An 18,585-nucleotide genomic window follows, 5' to 3' on the forward strand; every position below is an offset into this window, starting at 1 on the left:
AACCTAAGGGGGAACAACGATGAAACAACGTAAACTTCGTGCGGGAGATATGGCGCTGATTGGCATGTTCGCCGCACTTATGGCTGTCGGGGCCAACATTACATCAGTAGCACCCTTTTTACAAGTAGCCGGCATTCCGCTTTCGATGCAGCCGTTTTTCTGTCTCTTGGCAGCTTTGCTTCTTGGCAGCAAACGAGCAGCGATTGCCATGATTGTATATGCACTTGTGGGATTGGCCGGAGCGCCTGTGTTTGCTCAATTTTCAGCAGGCTTCGCACCGTTTGCAGGGAAAAGCGGCGGGTTTATTATCTCATACATTCCGGCAGCATTTGCAGCGGGATGGTTTTTAGAACGAAACATTCAGCCAAGTAAAATTCGATTTCTCATTGCTTCACTTATCGGAACGGCGATCATGTATCTCATCGGCACTACCTATATGTATCTTGCACTGAAGCTGTGGATTCATACGCCAGTGAGCTACGGCACGGCTTGGGGCTTTATGATTTGGTTTATGGTAAAAGATACAGCGCTGGCTGTGATACTGTCGTTTATCGCACCAGCAATCTACCGCTCTATTCATAAAGCAACCGGCTTTAACAGAAATCACATATCATCTACGTAAAAACCGTTCTATTGGACGGTTTTTTTATCATAACGAGAAAAGGCTCCCCAGTAAAGGGGAGCCTTTTTCCTATAAAACAAGCGCTGCAATCCAGCCAAAGATGACAAGCGGAATATTATAAAATATAAATGTCGGCACACAAGTATCCCAAATGTGGTGATGCTGGCCGTCCGCACTCAAACCTGAAGTCGGCCCAAGCGTACTGTCACTGGCAGGTGAACCGGCATCGCCAAGCGCAGCAGCAGCCCCGATAATCGCAATCGTTGCCATCGGGCTGAATCCAAGCTGCATGCATAGAGGCACGAAAATGGTTGTGATAACAGGAATGGTCGCAAAAGAAGATCCGATCCCCATTGTAATTAATAAGCCGACAATGAGCATCAGCAATGCGCCCAAGGACTGACTGTGTCCGATAAAACCAGCTGACGTTTTGACCAGTGACTCGACATCCCCGGTTTTCGTCAATACGTTTGAAAACCCGGCTGCAACAAGCATGACAAAGCCGATAAAGGCCATTAAAACCATTCCATCAGTAATCAGTGAGTCCGCTTCATCACGCTTCATCACACCGCTGACAAACAGAACAATCAGACCAGCGAGCGCCCCCATAATCATTCCTTCTACTCCCAAAGTCTGAGATAAGTAAAGCTGGACGCCGAGTGACACAACAATGGCTAGAACCGCGATACCAATACTTTTTCTCGTATATGGCGATGCTTCTGCACCTGAAATGTCTTTTGTTTCATATTGTTTCGGTTTACGGTATACGATCACTGATAAAATAAGGCCGACAACCATACCTGCAACTGGAATAATCAGTGCGTACGGAATATCAGCAAGCGGAACGTTTAACCCGGCATCCGCCATATTGTCCTTCAGCATGCCTTGGAAGATTTGGCCGAAACCGACCGGAAGCAAAATATAAGGAGCCGTTAAGCCAAATGTAATTACACACGCGATCAGACGGCGGTCCATTTCAAGTTCATTAAAGATTTTCAAAAGCGGCGGAATCAGCACCGGAATAAACGCGATGTGAACCGGAACGACGTTTTGCGAAAAACAAGATACAATTAAAATAATCAGCACAATCAGCACCTTAGACAGTGCTTTTTTTCGAGAATCTTCTTTATTTCCGATTAATTTAACGGAGGCTTCCACCATTGCGTCCGGAAGACCCGTTTTCGTCAAAGCGGCGGCAAACGCGCCAAGCATGGCATAGCTAACTGCAACGGTGGCATTTCCGCCGAGACCGTCTGTGAAAGCTTTAACCGTTTCGCCAAGACCGAGCCCGCCTGTTAACCCGCCGGCCAAGGCGCCTATAATTAATGCGATAACAATATTGACACGCAGCAGGCTTAATACAAGCATAAGCAGGACTGCGATGACGACTGCATTCATGATGATACCCCTCCAAAAACCCTTTAGTTTGCTAATGTAGTAGATAAATAAAGTACAAACGTATCGTATCATAACCGATCCACTTTAGTCAACTAAAGATTCCAGAAGAAAAAAATCCCTGCCTCATCATACAGCAGGGATTTTTCATTACTCGTTTTTATCTTCTTCCAATGTAAATCGCTCCGCAAGTGTAGCCAGTGTTCTTGCCATAACGCCAGTAGCCCCGGCCGGCCCGAAGCAGGTTGCTTTATTGGCAGTCGCTGTTCCTGCAATATCAAGGTGAACCCAAGGTGTTGACTCAGCGAATTCACCAAGAAACGTTCCAGCCATAATCGCATGCCCTTCGCGTCCCGGCGAATTGCTGAGATCCGCCATTTGGCTGCTTTTCACGCGTTTTTTATCCTTCTCTGTTATCGGCAGCTGCCAGATCGCCTCGCCGCACTCTTGTGCAGCATCAGCTACCTGCTGGTAAAAGCTTTGATCATTTGTCATTGCACCGGTTGTTTCTGTTCCTAATGCCACAACGACGCCGCCGGTAAGCGTAGCTACATCGACAAGAACTGACGCGCCATGCTGTTTCGCGTATGTAATGCCATCTGCAAGCACTAGCCTTCCTTCAGCATCCGTATTAAGGATTTCTATTGTTTTTCCGCTTAAAGATACGATCACGTCATCCGGCTTCATGGCCCCGCCGGAGATCATATTATCGGTTGATGGAATAACGCACAGCACGTTTTGCTCAGGACGAAGCTCTCCGATCGTTTCCATAGCCCCGAGAACCGCAGCTGCTCCTCCCATATCTGATTTCATGCCGACAATTCCAGATTTCGTTTTAATGGAGTAGCCGCCTGTGTCAAAGGTAATTCCTTTCCCGACTAGTCCGACGACGTCTTCCCATTCCTTTTTGCCCTGATATTTCAACACAATCATTTTCGGCGGTTCGGTGGAGCCTTGGTTTACCGCAAGTATTCCGCCCATACCGAGCTCTTCCATCTCTGATTTCTCCAATATCTCACACTCAAAATCATATTTCGCCGCAAGCTCTTCAGCATACGAAGCGAGGTCAGTCGCTGTCAGCATGTTTCCCGGCATATTCACCAGCGTTCTAGCCGAATTTGTCCCTTGTCCGTATGCCTGGCCGACGCGAAGCCCTGCCTGCACTTCCTGTGTATCTTCATCTGTTACAACATACACGGCTTCAATTTGTTTGTCAGGCTCATTTGATTTGTGCTTATAATCCTGCACCTCATAGGAAGCAAGCAGGCAGCTCTCAGCTAAAGCATGAGCGGCATCGGCTGGAGGCACGTCTTCCGAAATAAACGTATCAAGCAGAACAGCAGTTTCTTGTTTTCGATCTTTATGAATGGCTTGAAAAACATGAGCAAAACGTTCCTTCACCTGTTCAAACGAATAATTTGCTTCTCTCCCCAGACCAACGAAATAAATCCGTTTCATACCCGCAGAAGATGGAGGGAATACTTTTGATACTTGATTCGGTTTCGCAGAGACATCACCCTCTTTTAAAAGCTGTGTCAGATGGCCTTCGAGCATTTCATCAATTTCCAACGCTTTTCCTGTCAGCTGGCTTTTTTGAAAAAGCCCGACCACAAGGGTTTCTGTATGCTCTGATTGTTGAACCGCATAAAACATGAGGCTTACACTCCTAACGTAATGGGTATTTGTAATGAACAATGGTATAATAGGAAAAACATTCTTTCCACTATACTTATTTTAACAAACAACAGTCTAAGACTTGCTTTTTTCTTTTGAAACACGAAGGATTTTTCAAATAGAAAGGATGTCGCCGATGGAACTTTTAACGAATTTTCCTTTATTATCAAGCCTGGCCGCAATTATTTTTGCTCAGGTCATCAAAGTGCCCATACAGTTTATCGTGTCCAGAAAACTGGACTGGTCGCTGGTCACAAGCACAGGCGGCATGCCCAGCTCTCACTCCGCAGCGGTCACTGCACTTTCAACAGGCGTAGCCTTGGAGCATGGATTAGACTCCTCACTCTTTGCGGTTTCCGCCATTTTCGCCGTCATAACCATGTTTGACGCAACTGGCGTCAGACGCCACGCCGGTGAGCAGGCAACAGTCATTAATAAGCTTGTCATTGATTTTAACCGTTTCGTAAATGAAGCGAAGGACTTCCCTAAGGCTGCAGAGAAAGAAAAGCAAAAAAAGCTGAAAGAGCTTCTCGGACATCAGCCGATCGAAGTCTTTTTCGGAGGATTAACAGGTATTTTACTGACATTGGTACTCGCTTACTTTTTCATGTAAAAAAACGCTCCTGCTTTCGCTGGAGCGTTTTATTCTTTCACAGTTTTATATTGATTTCTGAACACTTGCAAAGATTTTGTTTCATTGAGCTTCTCAAGCTCATCCTCGGTAATCTTTCCCGTTCCCTTTTTAATCACATATACATCAAGGGTTTTTTTGCCCCATTCATTGTATACATCTTTGACTGTCTCAAAGTACAGATCAAGGCGGTTTCCCTTAATAGCTGATCCTGTGTCGGCCACAACTCCGAGACCGTAGTTCGGAATGAATAAAATTGTTCCGATCGGGAAAACGGACGGGTCAGCAGCAACCGTGGAATATAAATCCCGTTTCACTTTCACACCTGAATATGTAAGCCCGTATAATGGATCACCGGGATTTTTGCCCGTCGACTCAGCTCCTGCTGTGTAGCCTGTTGCTGTTACTCTTTGGACTGGATATTCATCCCAATCAAATGCCTCTTCTAACGGTTTTGTTTTATCCTCAGCCGCGGACGTGGTTTGTGTTTGTTTCTGCTGCAATGCTTTTAATGTCAGTCCTGCATGCTTCAAGTGCTTTTCCTGATGTTCCTGCACCCATTTTGACAAGTCCTTCGCTTCAATTCCTGACACTGATAAAAATGTCGTGCCAAATGCAAGCAGAAATAAACAGGTCATCAGCAAACGTCTGATCATATTCAACATCATTCACCTCTCCTCCGAATCATTGTTCCCAAGTGGAGAGAGCATTATTCAAAATGGTGAATGAGCTGAACGCATAAAAAAAGCTTTCTTTAGAAGAAAGCGGCATTTAAAACATTTGATATCCTCTTTTTCTGAGCATGTTGATCGCTATACCGGACACGATGGCGCCGGCCAAACCGCTGACTAAAATCAGCACATCAGCAGCCGCTAATGATAAGACACGATGAAACAGACTGGCAAAGGATTCTCCCGGCGACTGGACATAGCTGATCAGCTTTTCTTTGCTGATAATGAAAAGGCATACAATTGGATAAATCACAGCCATAATCCAAGACATTCTCAGCAGCATGTTTAATAAGAAACCGATTCCAAAAAACAAGACAAAAAACAAAACAATTGAGATGATTACGACTGGCAGACTAATCAACCTATTCCACCCCCCTGCGTTGTTTTTAGTGTAACGCGGGGGCTGAAATAAAGTCAACGGCTGGAAAAAGAATGACTGTCTTTTCCTGTCCCCTGGCAAGACGGACAAGTCTCTGAACCGCCGAGAATCAATTGAAAATATCCTTTTCCTGAACAAAATGGGCATGCATGTGAAGCGGTTGTCGTTGCAGTTTTCATCTAATCATCACCCTTTTTCTTAATTTTCTGATAATATATCATATCAAGCTGTCAACAATAAAGTCAGATCATGTGACAAATCTTTTGATGTAAGCGGAAACATACTTATTTTCCTCTCGTTCTCTTTTTATTTTGGCGTTTTTTAATAAAGAAAACCCGCTTCCGCGGGTTTTTAGAAAAACTTGAACTTGCCTTTTTTCAATGTCAGTCCGAGTCCGCCAATCATAAACAGCGAGCGGTTATCAATGACTTTTTTCATAAACGAAGCGGGCGTGCCTTTTAGCTTTCTGCCATAAACAACCCCAACCGCGTTATGCTCGCCAAGAGAAGCCACTGTTCCCTTAATGTCCGGCTTGAATTCCTCAAGCTCTCCGCCTTTAATAAGCCTGCCAAGGTTTTTAGCGACCGTTATGCCCTGCTGCATTGCAATTTGCGCAGTCGGCGGATACGGGCGCTCTGTATCTTCATTCATAAACAGCGAGCTGTCGCCGAGAATAAAGACATTGTCATGTCCCGGGGCGCGGAGATCAGGGTTGACTTTGACTCGGCCGCGCATATTCTCAAAACCGGCTTCCTCCACAATCGGATGACCGCGGACACCTGCCGCCCATACAACGGTTTGCGATTTGATCTGCTCTGGTTCCTCATCTTTTTTGCCGACTCTGACTCCTTCCGGTGTACATTCTTGTACAGCCGTGCCGATCTTGAACTCAACTCCGTTTTCTTCAAGATAATGTACGGCATAGTCAACAAGTTCCGGATCAAAGCCCGGCAAAACGGTCGGCGCTGCTTCCACACAAATGATGCGGACAAGGCTTCTGTCAACGTCATATTCCTTACAGAGCTCCGGCACGCGAGCAGCCAGTTCGCCAAGAAATTCAATTCCCGTAAATCCGGCACCGCCAACAACGATCGTTAACCTGTCCGGCCGTTTTTCCGCTTCCGTATTGTAAGTCGCAAACTGCAGCTCAATATGTTCCCGCAGCAGGCGCGACGTGTTGATGTTGGCAATCGGAAACGCATATTCTTTTAAGCCTTTAATGCCGAACGTTTCAGGCACGGCGCCGAGCCCGATGACTAAATAATCGTACTGCAGTTCTCCATTCGCAAGCACAACTTTTTTCTCATCAATTTTGATTGCCTTTACGGTATCCTGTACAAAATTCACCCGTGACTGGTTGATTACATCTTTTATCTGATAACGGCAGCGGTCATGATGGAGCGTACCCGCGCTCGCTTCATGCATCCATGTCGTTTCATAATGATAATTGTGTTTATTTACAAGCGTAATGTCAGCATCATTCGGCCCGACATACTTCGTCAGCCTTGTCACCGTCATCAATCCGCCATATCCTGCACCTAAAATCACGATTTTGGGCTTATTCAATGCCATCACATCCACCTTCTCTTTTTTTGCTTTTGTTAGACCCATAATAAAATCATCATTTGTGTTAGCTTCAGCTTATTGGCGGGATTTTATGAAATATATTGAAAAGTTTTTTGTGAAGTCCTTACCCGTAGCACTATTATCATGTTTATCCGGCTGGCCCAAGAAACATTCAGAAAAAGATCATTTCATTTGGTTATTATCGTAGCGGCCTGCGGAAATATTTTCAAGAACGGATGGGCACGTTAGATCCTTACGATTTTTTCTGCTGACTCGTCAATTTGAACGGCAATATGGTATAATTAATAACAATTTTCATTTAGGAGGCAATTTTCGTATGCGAGAGGATACAAAGGTTTATGATATTACAATTATAGGCGGGGGACCGGTCGGCTTATTCACCGCTTTTTACGGCGGGATGAGACAGGCAAGCGTCAAAATTATCGAAAGCCTGCCTCAGCTCGGCGGACAGCTTAGCGCCCTATACCCTGAGAAGTATATATATGATGTAGCGGGATTCCCGAAAATCCGCGCGCAAGAGCTTATCAATAACCTAAAAGAGCAAATGGCGAAATTCGACCAAGCCATTTGTCTGGAGCAAGCGGTTGAATCTGTTGAGAAACAAGCGGACGGCGTGTTTAAGCTTGTAACAAATGAAGAAACCCACTACTCTAAAACGGTCATCATAACTGCAGGAAACGGCGCATTCAAACCGAGAAAGCTGGAACTTGAAAATGCCGAGCAGTATGAAGGCAAAAACCTCCATTACTTCGTTGATGATCTGCAAAAATTCGCCGGCAGACGCGTTGCGATCCTTGGCGGTGGAGATTCCGCGGTTGACTGGGCGCTTATGCTTGAGCCAATCGCAAAAGAAGTATCGATCATTCACCGCCGCGACAAGTTCCGTGCGCACGAGCACAGTGTGGAAAACCTTCATGCGTCGAAGGTTAATGTCCTGACACCATTCGTCCCTGCGGAGCTGATCGGCGAAGACAAAATCGAACAGCTAGTGCTTGAAGAAGTGAAAGGCGACCGCAAAGAGATTTTAGAAATTGATGACTTAATCGTCAACTACGGTTTCGTTTCATCTCTTGGACCGATCAAAAACTGGGGCCTGGACATCGAGAAAAATTCCATTGTCGTGAAATCAACAATGGAAACAAATATCGAAGGCTTCTTTGCAGCAGGTGACATTTGTACATACGAAGGAAAAGTCAACCTGATTGCCAGCGGCTTCGGCGAGGCACCGACAGCAGTGAACAACGCCAAGGCTTACATGGACCCGAAAGCCCGCGTACAGCCTCTTCACTCAACAAGTCTTTTTGAAAATAAATAATAAAAAAAGAGAGCTTGTGTCTGCGACACAGCTCCTTTTTTATTTGAAGATATTTATATAATTCAATGCAGTTCCTACAACCAGCGCAATCACAAGGGCTGCGACTACCCAGATCATTGCCATAATAATGCGGTCCTGAATCTTTTGGGACTTCGGTGTTTTTTCTTCGTTTTGGGCCATCTTATTCGCTCCTTTCCCATGTCCATGCCATAAAGAAAGCCTGGTGCTGAACGACCAAGCTTTGCTGAACGTATATCATTCGCGTTTTGATCCGCTCTCTAAGACCATTCGTTAAAACTATGATACCTAAACTCACCCTGCATGACAAGCTTCGGCACTTGCACCACACCTGCCAGCAAATCATAATGTTTGACATCCTAAATAAAACAGAGTACATTATAGAAGGCGAACATTTCATATATTATACTTTTAAATATTCGTTTTTAGGAGTGAAAACCATGGAAAACGTATTTGATTACGAAGATATTCAGCTAATTCCTGCAAAATGCATTGTAAATAGCCGTTCAGAATGTGATACATCCGTACGTTTAGGCGGACGTACATTTAAATTACCCGTCGTCCCTGCCAATATGCAGACGATTATAGATGAAAAGCTAGCGATTCAATTAGCCGAAAATGGCTACTTTTATGTCATGCACCGATTTGAGCCTGAGACACGAATTGATTTTATTAAAGATATGAACGCACGCGGGTTATTCTCTTCTATCAGCGTGGGCGTCAAAGATGAGGAGTATGAATTTGTCCGCCAGCTGGCAGAAGAAAATCTGACGCCTGAATACGTGACAATTGACATTGCTCACGGGCACTCAAATGCTGTCATTGAAATGATCCAGCACCTTAAAAAACATTTGCCGGACAGCTTTGTTATTGCTGGCAATGTCGGAACGCCAGAAGCGGTCAGAGAGCTTGAAAATGCGGGAGCGGATGCCACTAAAGTCGGCATCGGACCGGGAAAAGTATGTATTACGAAAATCAAAACCGGCTTCGGCACAGGCGGCTGGCAATTAGCGGCGCTGCGCTGGTGTGCCAAGGCTGCCAGCAAACCGATTATCGCGGATGGCGGCATCCGTACCCATGGCGACATCGCAAAATCAATCCGATTCGGCGCAACGATGGTCATGATCGGTTCACTATTTGCCGGACACGAAGAGTCGCCAGGCCAAACGATCGAAAAAGACGGAAAGCTTTACAAGGAGTACTTCGGCTCAGCCTCTGAATTCCAAAAAGGCGAAAAGAAAAATGTCGAAGGCAAAAAAATGCACGTGGCGCATAAAGGCTCAATCAAGGATACACTGATTGAAATGGAGCAGGATCTTCAATCTTCTATTTCTTATGCAGGCGGAACAAAGCTTGAAGCCATCCGCAATGTGGATTATGTGATTGTGAAAAATTCCATTTTTAATGGGGATAAATATTAATCATAAAAAAACGCCAAGTCAGCGGTTCTCCGCTTGACTTGGCGTTTTCTGCTACTTCTTCAGCAAAGTAAGCTTATATTTGCTTTTTGAATTTATTTTCCATCAGTTCTGCCATTTGTTTTGCATTTGGATTTTCTTCATTTTGCAACTGTTCAATGATGTTCATATAATCCGTTTCATTTCGGTTCTGGCTTAATTTATATGCCGCTTGAATGTCTTCCACCTTAATCTTAAATCCAACGATACCTTTCAATTCACGTTCTAAGAGTTTTGGAGAAAGCTTATCCCATAAAACAGGATTGTCACGATGTTTTTCGTATTTCTCCAGCATGATTGTTAATTCTTCTGCTAATTCATCTTTCTCTAACATACTTGCTTTTCCATACATGTGGACAGCCTGATAATTCCACGTCGGAACATTTTCGCGCGCATACCAGGAAGAAGAAATATAAGCGTGCGGTCCCTGAAACATCACAAGCACATCTTCACAGGCTTCAAACGTTCTCCACTGAGGATTTCCATAAGCGAAATGCCCCGTAATATAGTAATGATCGTCTTTTTTATTGAATCCTAACGGCAAATGTGTGGCAATTGGTTTTCCTTGTTCTGTTGTGACAACCGTACCAAAGGAGTTTTCTTGTACAAAATTCCAAATTTCTTCAGCATTTGTGACTTTAAAATATTTTGGAATATACATCATCATCCACCCTTCGAAAAATATTATATGAGTGTTTTAGCCATGATTAAATCCGTTTGTTCTTCATCACCCATATAAAATGAGTGGGCGCCGGTCTGAACAAACCCCATTTTCTTATAAAAGGCAATGGCATTTTCATTTTTTTCCCACACACCTAGCCAAATGTTCTTTTTATTACGTTCCAGCGCAATTTCTATCGCTTTATTCAGCAGATGTTTGCCAAGCCCATGTTTTTGAAAGCTGTTCTTTATATAAATTCTCTCGATTTCAAGTGATTCAGCACCCATTTCTTCAGACTGAGCATCATCGATATTGACCTTTACATATCCAGCGATTTCATGATCAAAGTAAATAAAAAAGAATTGCGAAGACATATTGGATAACTCTTTTTCCAGCTGCTCAGTGTTAAATGCGCTTTCTAAATAGGCTTTCATATTTTCAGGTGAGTTCTGTTCTTTAAAAGTGTCATTGAATGTTTCAATACTCAATTGTTGAAGTGTTTGTAAATCTTCCCGGCTGCATTTTTTCATTTTTACACTCATTGTTCGGATTCAGCCCCTTTATTTAAAATTCAATTGTCTTGTGTCCCTTTTATATATTTAAACACGGAACACATACTGACCTTGTTACCATTCCAAAAATCTTCTTCATCACCAACTCCCTATCGTGATTTTGTTGTAAATGCAATAAAATATACTCCGCATTAAATATAGCGTAACTTTGCTGTATTTACAACAAAAATCAAACAACAAAGCAGCGTTTCTCTTGCCGAAGTTCCCGGAACTCTCTGCATCATTTCCCCATAATAAAAACGCCTCCCTTAACGATGATTTATCGCTAAGAAAAGCGTCAGTAATAGTTGCTATCCGTTTTTAGTGCTTAGCACTCTTCAGGCTTGCCTGCATTCGTTGCTGTTCTGAACGAAGAACCGCAGCCGCATGAAGCGATGGCGTTTGGATTGTCGATGGTGAAGCCGCCGCCGAGCATGGATTGTTTATAATCAATCACGGTGCCGTTCATGATGTCAAGGCTTTCTTTGTCAACTAGAACAGTGATGCCGTGCTGATCAAACACACTGTCTGATTCACTCTTTTCATGCTCAAAGCCCATGCCGTAAGAAAGTCCGCTGCAGCCGCCGCCTTTGACGCCTACACGCAGAAACGCGTTTTCTTCTTCATGCTCTTTCATCATATCTTTTATATGCAAAGCTGCTGCTTCTGTAATTGTTACCGGGTTGCTCATCATTGTGAACCTCCTTTTAAAAACCGGTTGCTGTCTTTTATTATAAACATGATCGTTCCAATTCTCAAACAAGGTGTTTTACAAGAAATAGACACCCTCACAAACGGTTTCAGCCGGCCCTGTCATCATTACATGGCCGTTATCTTTCCAGTTTATCACCAAATCCCCGCCTGCTAAATGCACCGTGATGTCTTGATTTCGCTTTGATACGCCGTTTAATACAGATGCGACTGCCGCTGCACAAGCTCCTGTCCCGCATGCCTGAGTAATCCCTGATCCCCGTTCCCAGACGCGGAAATGCAATTCTTGTTCATTCACGGTTTCAACGAATTCCACATTGATGCCTTCCGGAAATCTCGGATCTTTCTCAATCACCGGTCCCAGTGTCGTTAAGGGTGCCTGTTCAATGTCTGCGATCGGAAAAACGATATGCGGATTTCCCATTGAAACGGCAGTGCCTGTTAGTTCTACTTCACCAAATGCCATCGTTTCATTGATTGTGTGCTCTTCCCCGCCGTCAAGCATCGGAAGCTCGGATTTTGTCAAGCGCGGTTCGCCCATATCGACAGTGACCACATTCACTTTTCCGTTTTCGACTTGAACCTCCGCTTTCACAAGCCCGGAGAGAGTTTCAATCAGAAAAGATGTTTCCTCAACTAGCTTATGCTCATATGCGTATTTTGCGACGCAGCGCAGGCCGTTGCCGCAGTTTTGCCCTTCAGACCCGTCATTATTAAAAATCCGCATTTTAACAGGCGCTTGGTCTGATGGGCATATCAGGATCATTCCGTCGGATCCGATCCCTGTATAAACAGAAGAAACCTGAATTGCAATCTCTGACAGTTTTTCTTCTGGAAGCTGTTCTTCAAATTGATTCACATAAATATAACTGTTTCCTAGGCCGTGCATTTTGGTAAATCGAAATGAGTTCATAGGTGCCTCCAACTTTTTTTCTTTTTCTTAGTATAAAAGCTATTATAAGCGGACACAATACAATTATCCCCCGTTTTTCATACATAAAAGCTCCTTGCACTGACGCAAGGAGCTTTTATCGTTTATATAAACATGCCGGCAATGGCTGCGCTGAGCAGATTGGCTAATGTTCCTGCAAGAACAGCCTTCAGGCCGAGACGCGCGATATCTGAACGGCGGCTGGGTGCTAATCCGCCCAGCGTACCAAGCATAATCGCAATTGATGAAAAATTGGCGAATCCGCATAACGCGAAACTGATAATGGTAGCAGTTTTCTTAGAAAACTCGCCGATGTGCGGACCGAAGTTAGAATAAGCGACAAACTCATTCAGCACCAATTTCTGGCCGATATAGCTTCCCGCCTGCAATGCTTCATGCCAAGGCACGCCAATCAAAAAGGCGATAGGAGAAAACACATAGCCGAGAATGGATTCTAATGTTACGCCTTTTAAACCGAACAAGCCGAAAGCCCCACCGAGAATACCGTTTACTACAGCGATTAACGCAACAAACGCAAGCAGCATCGCCCCAACGTTTAACGCAATTTGCAGTCCTGTTGACGCTCCCTTTGCCGCTGCGTCAATGACATTGGCTGCGCCTTCGCCTTCATCCATTTTGAAATCGCTTTTTACGGTTTGCGTTTTTTCCGTTTCGGGTATAATCAATTTACCAAAGACTAGTCCAGCTGGAGCAGCCATAAAGCTGGCCGCCAGCAAGTATTCAATCGGAATACCGAGAAGCGCGTACCCAAACAAGGTAGATCCCGCAACTGCCGATAGACCGCTCGTCATAATCGTAAACAACTCAGAGCGCGTCAGTCCCGCAATCAGGGGTTTGATCACTAACGGAGATTCTGATTGTCCTACAAAAATATTGGCAGCAGCCGCCAGAGATTCCGTTTTGCTTGTTCCAAGGAGCTTCGACAATCCGCCGCCAATGACACGGAAAACGAGCTGCATGATTTTCAAATGATATAAAACTGCAATCAGTGCTGAGAAGAAAATGATAACGGGCAGTACACTTAATGCAAAGGCCGGACTGTCTCCGACCTTTAGAAGCGGTCCAAAAATAAAACTGATGCCTTCATTGGCATAGTCAATCAGAAGCTGTACACGGCTTGAAAACCATAAAAAAACAGCGCGTCCCGCTTCCCATTTCAACACGATGTATCCAAACGCCACCTGTGTGCATAAACCAACGATGACGGTTCTTATCTTAATATTGCTTTTCTTTTCTGAAAATAAAAACGCGATAGCAATGATCGCAACTGCGCCCAGCAGCCCCCACAGAACATTCATGAATACTCGTACACCTCTTAAATTTTATTTAAAAAAATATCTTTTATACGATAACAATAATATTTTTTGATGTCTACACATTTTTTTAGTTCTTTTGTACAGCAAAATAAAAAAGGGCCTGTCCAGGCCCTTTTCTTTAAAACATTGGATTTTCTTCAATAAAGGTATATATATTCTCAACAAGCTCAGCAGGCGTTTCACCCATGACGACTTCTCCGTTTACCAGAGCGAAAAGCGATTCCATGCATGTCCCGCAGTAGCTTAAGCAGCCATATTCAAGGACATCAAGGTTGGGATCCTTCTCCAAAATCGCCCGGGCTTCCTGAGAGCCGTGAGCCAGATTGCTGACACAAAATTCAATCATTGGATTCATGCGGTTTCACCTCACATATGTCCATTATCGCGAATTTTTCACTATTCGTCAAAGACAACGGATGATTCAAAATTTATTATCGTAACATATTATTTCTCAAATAACGTTTTACTAATTTGTGTTTTCAGGCTAAATTGTAGGTTATTTTGAAACTATTATTGTGATTTTAGATCAAATTCGATATAATTCTAGATGTTATTTTACATAGTTCGTATTTTCTTCAATGTATCTATCATACTCTTCGGATTAAAGGGGAATTCAAATGAAAAAATTGGTCTTGATCGGCGGAGGTTACGGGAACATGCGTGTTCTTCATCGCTTATTGCCAAACCAGCTGCCTGATGATGTTTCAATCACGTTAATTGACAGAAATCCTTATCACTGCTTGAAAACAGAATATTATGCCCTTGCCGCAGGCACAATTTCTGACCATCATATCAGAGTGTCATTCCCAGAGCACCCTCGCCTGGATGTCCAATACGGTGATATCACATCAATTGATATTGTACAAAAACAAGTGCTGTTCCAAGATCGTGAACCGATTTCTTACGATGACGCCGTAATCGGGCTCGGCTGTGAGGATAAATATCACAACGTGCCGGGAGCGCCTGAATTCACCTACAGTATTCAAACCATCGATCAGTCCCGCGAAACCTACCAAAAGCTGAATAATCTGAGCGCTAATGCCACCGTCGCCATTGTCGGAGCGGGCTTAAGCGGCGTTGAGCTTGCAAGTGAATTGAGAGAAAGCCGTGATGACCTGAACATTATTTTGTTCGACCGCGGTAATCTCATTTTATCAAGCTTTCCCGAGCGTTTAAGCAAATATGTGCAAAAATGGTTCGAAGAGCACGGTGTCCGCATTATTAACAGGGCAAATATCACAAAAGTAGAAGAAGGCGTTGTGTATAACCACGATGATCCGATTTCTGCAGACGCCATCGTGTGGACAGCCGGCATCCAGCCAAACAAAGTCGTCAGAGACTTAGATGTGGAGAAGGACGCACAAGGGCGTATTGTATTAACGCCTCATCACAATCTTCCAGGTGATGAACATCTGTACGTTGTCGGCGATTGCGCCAGCCTTCCTCATGCACCGAGCGCCCAGCTGGCAGAGGCTCAAGCAGAGCAGATTGTCCAAATCTTGCAAAAACGCTGGAATGGAGAAGCCCTGCCTGAATCAATGCCGCAGTTTAAGCTGAAAGGCGTCCTCGGTTCACTCGGAAAAAAAGCCGGCTTCGGGCTTGTTGCTGACCGTCCGCTGATCGGCCGTGTTCCGCGTATGCTGAAATCCGGCTTGCTGTGGATGTATAAACACCATAACGGTTAATGATAGAGAAGAACCGCTGATCAAGTCAGCGGTTTTCTGTATACCCATGCTTCTCCATTTCCTCATAAACGTCTTTTAATTTTGGATTGCCTTCACCGACAATTTTGTCTTCTACGAGCACAAGCGGATAAAAATACTCGTCATTTCTGATTTTTTCCGCAAGCTCTTTCGCATGTTCATTGTCAGGCGGCTCATGAATATCGATGTACTGCATCTCAAAAGGCTGATTTGGATATTTTCTTTTCAGCGCAGCCTCAAGCCACTCGTATGTATCCTTGGCTGTCGGCATATTGACACAGCTCGCACAAACGGTTTCTGCCCCGTACACGCTTAGAATGACTGGTTTCATCACTTGTAGACGCCCCCTTCTCCTATGTAAGTCCTTTCTTTTAAGTATACAGAGCCAAAGGGCGTTTTTATAGAAAAAAACCGTTTTTGTGTTGAAGTCTGAATGTGCTATAATAGGGAAAGCAACTTTGCAAACCAAACAATAGATTTTTATTGTTACACTGAATATAATGGTTTTATGACGACGAAAGGAGCGAATGTCATGACTGAAGTTGAAATGAAAGAACAGGTGCAGGAAGTACTGGACAAACTTCGTCCGTTTTTACTTCGTGACGGCGGTGACTGTGAGCTTGTAGACGTAGATGAAGGTATCGTTAAGCTTCGTCTTCTAGGCGCATGCGGCAGCTGCCCAAGTTCAACAATTACGCTGAAAGCCGGAATTGAGCGCGCTCTTCTAGAAGAAGTGCCGGGTGTCGTTGAAGTAGAACAAGTCTTTTAATAAAGCAGCCAGGCTGATATTTGATCAGCCTGGCTTTTTTTATTAGAGATATTGGTCAAACCATGAGCTGATATAATTCAGGCGCTTGATCCGCTGTCTTGGGTGTCCGGTGCGTGACAAATTGTGCGATGCATTCGGAAAACGGACAAGCTTGGTTTCCTTGCCCATTTTTTTCAGAGCGATAAACAGCTGCTCCGCCTGCTCGATCGGACATCGGTCATCCCGCTCGCCATGCAGTATCAAAAGCGGTGTCTCCACGTTTGCTGCGTATTTTAAAGGAGACCGGTCCCAGAGCTTTTCTGTGTCCTCAAACATGTCATGCTCAAGCTGCCAGTCTGTAAAGAAATAGCCGATATCACTGACGCCGTGAAAGCTGATCCAATTTGATATCGAGCGCTGGGTAACGGCAGCTTTAAAGCGGTTCGTCTGCCCGACGATCCAGTTGGTCATAAAACCTCCGTAGCTTCCGCCCGTGACACCGAGCCGCTTAGGATCAATATGCGGATCTCGTTTGATAGCCTCATCCACAGCCTGCATCACATCGTCATAATCCTTTCCCCCATAATCTCCTCTGACCGCATTCACAAATTCCTGCCCGTAGCCGTGGCTTCCTCTCGGATTGATATAAACGACCGCGTATCCTTTCGCCGCCAGCACCTGAAACTCATGAAAATATGTATGTCCGTACATCATATGCGGACCGCCGTGTATGTTAAGAATAAGTGGATATGTTGTCTCACCTTCCATTTGTGCAGGCCTCATCAGCCAGCCGTTCACCATCACGCCGTCTTCTGTAGCATATTGAATCTCTTCAGGTATTGATATCGTATGCTCCCTGACAAACTTGTCATTCGCGCCAGTCAGCTGTTTCTCTTCCTGTCCAAGCGGGATACTGTAAAGCTCACTCGGTCTGTCCGGCTTTGTCACACTGGCAATAAAGTGCTGTTCATCAGGTGAAAGAGAAAAGCTATTGATGTACTCTTTTTCCAGACGAATCGGATACACAAGGCCTTCAATCGAAATATAATAGATGCCCGTACTGCCTTGATCTGTGCCGATGACATAAAACCCTTGGCTGTCCTTTGTCCAAATCGGGCGCTGTTCAGCACCACCGATCAATGAATCTCCAATCAGCGCATCCGCTAAATGAACGTCCAGCATCTCAGTAAGACATGTGAGGCGGCCTTGTTCGATATCATAGAGCCACGCCTTTGAGAGCGTAGCATTCTTATATTCCTTTTCATTTCCAAGCAAAGCAAGATACCTTCCGTCTGGTGAAAATGAGCTTGATCCGAATGAGCCGCGATGAGGTGTAACCTGCTTAAGATCTCCAGACTCCAGTGACATTATGTAAACATCATGCGGCTTGCTGGCATCATCTGTTTCAGTTAAATTAGCTGAGAAAACAAGCCATTTGCCGTCAGGAGAAAAAGCAGGATCACCATGATCAGCTTTGTGACTTGTCAGCTCTTCCATCTCACCCGACTTTACGCTGACAAGCACAAGCTGGGCATACGCACCTCTCGTCAGCCCTTTGCCGTCCCGTTTGTAGGAGAGGCCTTGCACTTCAACAGGTTCATAGCTGTCCTGCTCTGTTTTTTCTCGGTCATCAATGTTTTCTCCCTCTCCCAAACTGACAGTGACCAGAATCGATTCGCCATCCGGGGACCATATTGGCTTTGACACGCCATACGGGATATCAGTCAGTTTTCTCGCTTCTCCGCCTTCAGCGCTCATCATATACAGCTGTGCCGCATCGCCTTCTCGATCAGAAATAAAGGCAAGCGTGCACCCGTCCGGAGACCATCTTGGGTCGGTGCTTCGCTTTTCTCCATGTGTCCAAGGAACAGACCCGCCCGTTTTCGTTTCATAGATCCATATATTTGATGTATACGAATCTTTCTCTTGATTCACTTGTGATTTTACATATGCGGCACGGGTGCCGTCTGGGGCGTATTGAGGATCGGTCACAGAGACAATCGCTGTGATGTCGTCTGCGGTTATCAGCTTTTTCATATTCATCTCCTCCTTTTTACATGTATTTCGTTTTTCTAAATAAAAACTCCTTTATCTCCAGCAAAAAAAGCGCCCTCTGCTGACGCTGAGGAACGCT

21 protein-coding genes are annotated in these 18,585 nt (G+C 44.7%); 6 read left to right on the forward strand and 15 right to left on the reverse strand.

What is annotated here, in order from left to right:
- Positions 1–19 precede the first annotated feature (19 nt).
- On the forward strand, positions 20–622 hold the full coding sequence (locus tag NSQ12_RS17035; protein WP_003228737.1) for a BioY family transporter: 603 nt from the start codon (positions 20–22) through the stop codon (positions 620–622).
- Between the two features lie 69 nt (positions 623–691).
- Here NSQ12_RS17035 and NSQ12_RS17040 read toward each other — a convergent pair whose 3' ends face one another.
- Together NSQ12_RS17040 and NSQ12_RS17045 are read right to left on the reverse strand one after the other, a co-directional pair.
- Positions 692–2,020 carry a Na+/H+ antiporter family protein gene (locus NSQ12_RS17040; protein ID WP_003228736.1) on the reverse strand — a complete coding sequence of 443 codons (1,329 nt, stop codon included), beginning with the start codon at positions 2,018–2,020 and terminating at the stop codon, positions 692–694.
- Positions 2,021–2,167: 147 nt separating this feature from the next.
- The gene (locus NSQ12_RS17045; RefSeq protein ID WP_339175225.1) at positions 2,168–3,670 is read right to left on the reverse strand and encodes a leucyl aminopeptidase; all 1,503 of its coding nucleotides are present in this window, start codon (positions 3,668–3,670) and stop codon (positions 2,168–2,170) included.
- A gap of 157 nt (positions 3,671–3,827) precedes the next feature.
- On the opposite strand from NSQ12_RS17045, the gene NSQ12_RS17050 reads away from it, so the two are divergent.
- Positions 3,828–4,304 carry a divergent PAP2 family protein gene (locus tag NSQ12_RS17050; RefSeq protein ID WP_003244337.1) on the forward strand — a complete coding sequence of 159 codons (477 nt, stop codon included), beginning with the start codon at positions 3,828–3,830 and terminating at the stop codon, positions 4,302–4,304.
- 29 nt (positions 4,305–4,333) lie between these two features.
- On the opposite strand, the gene spsC is transcribed toward NSQ12_RS17050, so the two are convergent.
- The 4 genes from spsC to NSQ12_RS17070 all read right to left on the reverse strand — a co-directional run bounded on the left by spsC (position 4,334) and on the right by NSQ12_RS17070 (position 7,004).
- Positions 4,334–4,990: a stationary phase survival protein SpsC gene (spsC, locus tag NSQ12_RS17055; RefSeq protein ID WP_072175151.1), complete on the reverse strand. Its 657-nt coding sequence runs from the start codon at positions 4,988–4,990 to the stop codon at positions 4,334–4,336.
- 103 nt (positions 4,991–5,093) lie between these two features.
- A complete protein-coding gene (locus tag NSQ12_RS17060; RefSeq protein ID WP_003243877.1) occupies positions 5,094–5,414 on the reverse strand; it encodes a YuiB family protein in 321 nt (106 codons plus the stop codon).
- A gap of 53 nt (positions 5,415–5,467) precedes the next feature.
- On the reverse strand, positions 5,468–5,611 hold the full coding sequence (locus tag NSQ12_RS17065) for a YuiA family protein (protein WP_003243733.1): 144 nt from the start codon (positions 5,609–5,611) through the stop codon (positions 5,468–5,470).
- 172 nt (positions 5,612–5,783) lie between these two features.
- Complete coding sequence (locus NSQ12_RS17070) at positions 5,784–7,004, reverse strand: NAD(P)/FAD-dependent oxidoreductase (RefSeq protein ID WP_010886605.1); 1,221 nt, start codon at positions 7,002–7,004, stop codon at positions 5,784–5,786.
- Positions 7,005–7,335: 331 nt separating this feature from the next.
- Between NSQ12_RS17070 and yumC the strand changes: the two genes are divergently transcribed.
- Positions 7,336–8,334, forward strand: a complete 999-nt coding sequence (yumC, locus tag NSQ12_RS17075; protein WP_163138391.1) for a ferredoxin--NADP reductase 2 — start codon at positions 7,336–7,338, stop codon at positions 8,332–8,334.
- 39 nt (positions 8,335–8,373) lie between these two features.
- Here the strand turns inward: yumC and NSQ12_RS17080 are convergent, their stop codons facing one another.
- Positions 8,374–8,514, reverse strand: coding sequence for a hypothetical protein (locus NSQ12_RS17080; protein ID WP_003228723.1), 141 nt, complete (start codon positions 8,512–8,514; stop codon positions 8,374–8,376).
- A gap of 278 nt (positions 8,515–8,792) precedes the next feature.
- Between NSQ12_RS17080 and guaC the strand changes: the two genes are divergently transcribed.
- Positions 8,793–9,773: a GMP reductase gene (gene guaC, locus NSQ12_RS17085; protein ID WP_015714642.1), complete on the forward strand. Its 981-nt coding sequence runs from the start codon at positions 8,793–8,795 to the stop codon at positions 9,771–9,773.
- 73 nt (positions 9,774–9,846) lie between these two features.
- Here the strand turns inward: guaC and paiB are convergent, their stop codons facing one another.
- The 6 genes from paiB to NSQ12_RS17115 all read right to left on the reverse strand — a co-directional run bounded on the left by paiB (position 9,847) and on the right by NSQ12_RS17115 (position 14,355).
- The gene (gene paiB, locus NSQ12_RS17090) at positions 9,847–10,470 is read right to left on the reverse strand and encodes a protease synthase/sporulation negative transcriptional regulator PaiB (RefSeq protein WP_339175230.1); all 624 of its coding nucleotides are present in this window, start codon (positions 10,468–10,470) and stop codon (positions 9,847–9,849) included.
- Between the two features lie 23 nt (positions 10,471–10,493).
- Complete coding sequence (gene paiA / locus NSQ12_RS17095) at positions 10,494–11,012, reverse strand: spermidine/spermine N(1)-acetyltransferase (RefSeq protein ID WP_003244000.1); 519 nt, start codon at positions 11,010–11,012, stop codon at positions 10,494–10,496.
- 337 nt (positions 11,013–11,349) lie between these two features.
- Positions 11,350–11,712, reverse strand: a complete 363-nt coding sequence (locus NSQ12_RS17100) for an iron-sulfur cluster assembly accessory protein (protein ID WP_003244166.1) — start codon at positions 11,710–11,712, stop codon at positions 11,350–11,352.
- Positions 11,713–11,790: 78 nt separating this feature from the next.
- Positions 11,791–12,645, reverse strand: a complete 855-nt coding sequence (gene dapF / locus NSQ12_RS17105) for a diaminopimelate epimerase (protein ID WP_339175232.1) — start codon at positions 12,643–12,645, stop codon at positions 11,791–11,793.
- Positions 12,646–12,767: 122 nt separating this feature from the next.
- Positions 12,768–13,982 (reverse strand): NupC/NupG family nucleoside CNT transporter, encoded by a 1,215-nt coding sequence (locus NSQ12_RS17110; protein WP_003228710.1) that lies wholly within the window; start codon positions 13,980–13,982, stop codon positions 12,768–12,770.
- A gap of 136 nt (positions 13,983–14,118) precedes the next feature.
- Positions 14,119–14,355, reverse strand: a complete 237-nt coding sequence (locus tag NSQ12_RS17115; RefSeq protein ID WP_003222913.1) for a YuzB family protein — start codon at positions 14,353–14,355, stop codon at positions 14,119–14,121.
- Positions 14,356–14,617: 262 nt separating this feature from the next.
- Between NSQ12_RS17115 and NSQ12_RS17120 the strand changes: the two genes are divergently transcribed.
- Positions 14,618–15,685 (forward strand): NAD(P)/FAD-dependent oxidoreductase, encoded by a 1,068-nt coding sequence (locus tag NSQ12_RS17120; RefSeq protein ID WP_003228707.1) that lies wholly within the window; start codon positions 14,618–14,620, stop codon positions 15,683–15,685.
- 25 nt (positions 15,686–15,710) lie between these two features.
- Here NSQ12_RS17120 and NSQ12_RS17125 read toward each other — a convergent pair whose 3' ends face one another.
- Positions 15,711–16,037: a YuzD family protein gene (locus tag NSQ12_RS17125; protein ID WP_015714646.1), complete on the reverse strand. Its 327-nt coding sequence runs from the start codon at positions 16,035–16,037 to the stop codon at positions 15,711–15,713.
- Between the two features lie 99 nt (positions 16,038–16,136).
- On the opposite strand from NSQ12_RS17125, the gene NSQ12_RS17130 reads away from it, so the two are divergent.
- Positions 16,137–16,472: a NifU family protein gene (locus NSQ12_RS17130; protein WP_010886606.1), complete on the forward strand. Its 336-nt coding sequence runs from the start codon at positions 16,137–16,139 to the stop codon at positions 16,470–16,472.
- A gap of 42 nt (positions 16,473–16,514) precedes the next feature.
- On the opposite strand, the gene NSQ12_RS17135 is transcribed toward NSQ12_RS17130, so the two are convergent.
- A complete protein-coding gene (locus NSQ12_RS17135; protein ID WP_163138390.1) occupies positions 16,515–18,488 on the reverse strand; it encodes a S9 family peptidase in 1,974 nt (657 codons plus the stop codon).
- Positions 18,489–18,585: the final 97 nt, after the last annotated feature.

Source organism: Bacillus sp. PS95, assembly GCF_037963565.1.
Taxonomy (GTDB): Bacteria; Bacillota; Bacilli; order Bacillales; family Bacillaceae; genus Bacillus; species Bacillus subtilis.

Coding starts and splice junctions, on each gene's coding strand:
- yumC (WP_163138391.1), top strand. CDS start 7,336: ATGCGAGAGGATACAAAGGTTTATGATATTACAATTATAGGCGGGGGA.
- guaC (WP_015714642.1), top strand. CDS start 8,793: ATGGAAAACGTATTTGATTACGAAGATATTCAGCTAATTCCTGCAAAA.
- NSQ12_RS17040 (WP_003228736.1), bottom strand. CDS start 2,020: ATGAATGCAGTCGTCATCGCAGTCCTGCTTATGCTTGTATTAAGCCTG.
- NSQ12_RS17130 (WP_010886606.1), top strand. CDS start 16,137: ATGTGCTATAATAGGGAAAGCAACTTTGCAAACCAAACAATAGATTTT.
- NSQ12_RS17050 (WP_003244337.1), top strand. CDS start 3,828: ATGGAACTTTTAACGAATTTTCCTTTATTATCAAGCCTGGCCGCAATT.
- paiB (WP_339175230.1), bottom strand. CDS start 10,470: ATGTATATTCCAAAATATTTTAAAGTCACAAATGCTGAAGAAATTTGG.
- NSQ12_RS17100 (WP_003244166.1), bottom strand. CDS start 11,712: ATGAGCAACCCGGTAACAATTACAGAAGCAGCAGCTTTGCATATAAAA.
- NSQ12_RS17065 (WP_003243733.1), bottom strand. CDS start 5,611: ATGAAAACTGCAACGACAACCGCTTCACATGCATGCCCATTTTGTTCA.
- NSQ12_RS17035 (WP_003228737.1), top strand. CDS start 20: ATGAAACAACGTAAACTTCGTGCGGGAGATATGGCGCTGATTGGCATG.
- NSQ12_RS17080 (WP_003228723.1), bottom strand. CDS start 8,514: ATGGCCCAAAACGAAGAAAAAACACCGAAGTCCCAAAAGATTCAGGAC.
- paiA (WP_003244000.1), bottom strand. CDS start 11,012: ATGAGTGTAAAAATGAAAAAATGCAGCCGGGAAGATTTACAAACACTT.
- NSQ12_RS17120 (WP_003228707.1), top strand. CDS start 14,618: ATGAAAAAATTGGTCTTGATCGGCGGAGGTTACGGGAACATGCGTGTT.
- NSQ12_RS17045 (WP_339175225.1), bottom strand. CDS start 3,670: ATGTTTTATGCGGTTCAACAATCAGAGCATACAGAAACCCTTGTGGTC.
- dapF (WP_339175232.1), bottom strand. CDS start 12,645: ATGAACTCATTTCGATTTACCAAAATGCACGGCCTAGGAAACAGTTAT.
- NSQ12_RS17070 (WP_010886605.1), bottom strand. CDS start 7,004: ATGGCATTGAATAAGCCCAAAATCGTGATTTTAGGTGCAGGATATGGC.
- NSQ12_RS17135 (WP_163138390.1), bottom strand. CDS start 18,488: ATGAAAAAGCTGATAACCGCAGACGACATCACAGCGATTGTCTCTGTG.
- spsC (WP_072175151.1), bottom strand. CDS start 4,990: ATGATGTTGAATATGATCAGACGTTTGCTGATGACCTGTTTATTTCTG.
- NSQ12_RS17115 (WP_003222913.1), bottom strand. CDS start 14,355: ATGAATCCAATGATTGAATTTTGTGTCAGCAATCTGGCTCACGGCTCT.
- NSQ12_RS17110 (WP_003228710.1), bottom strand. CDS start 13,982: ATGAATGTTCTGTGGGGGCTGCTGGGCGCAGTTGCGATCATTGCTATC.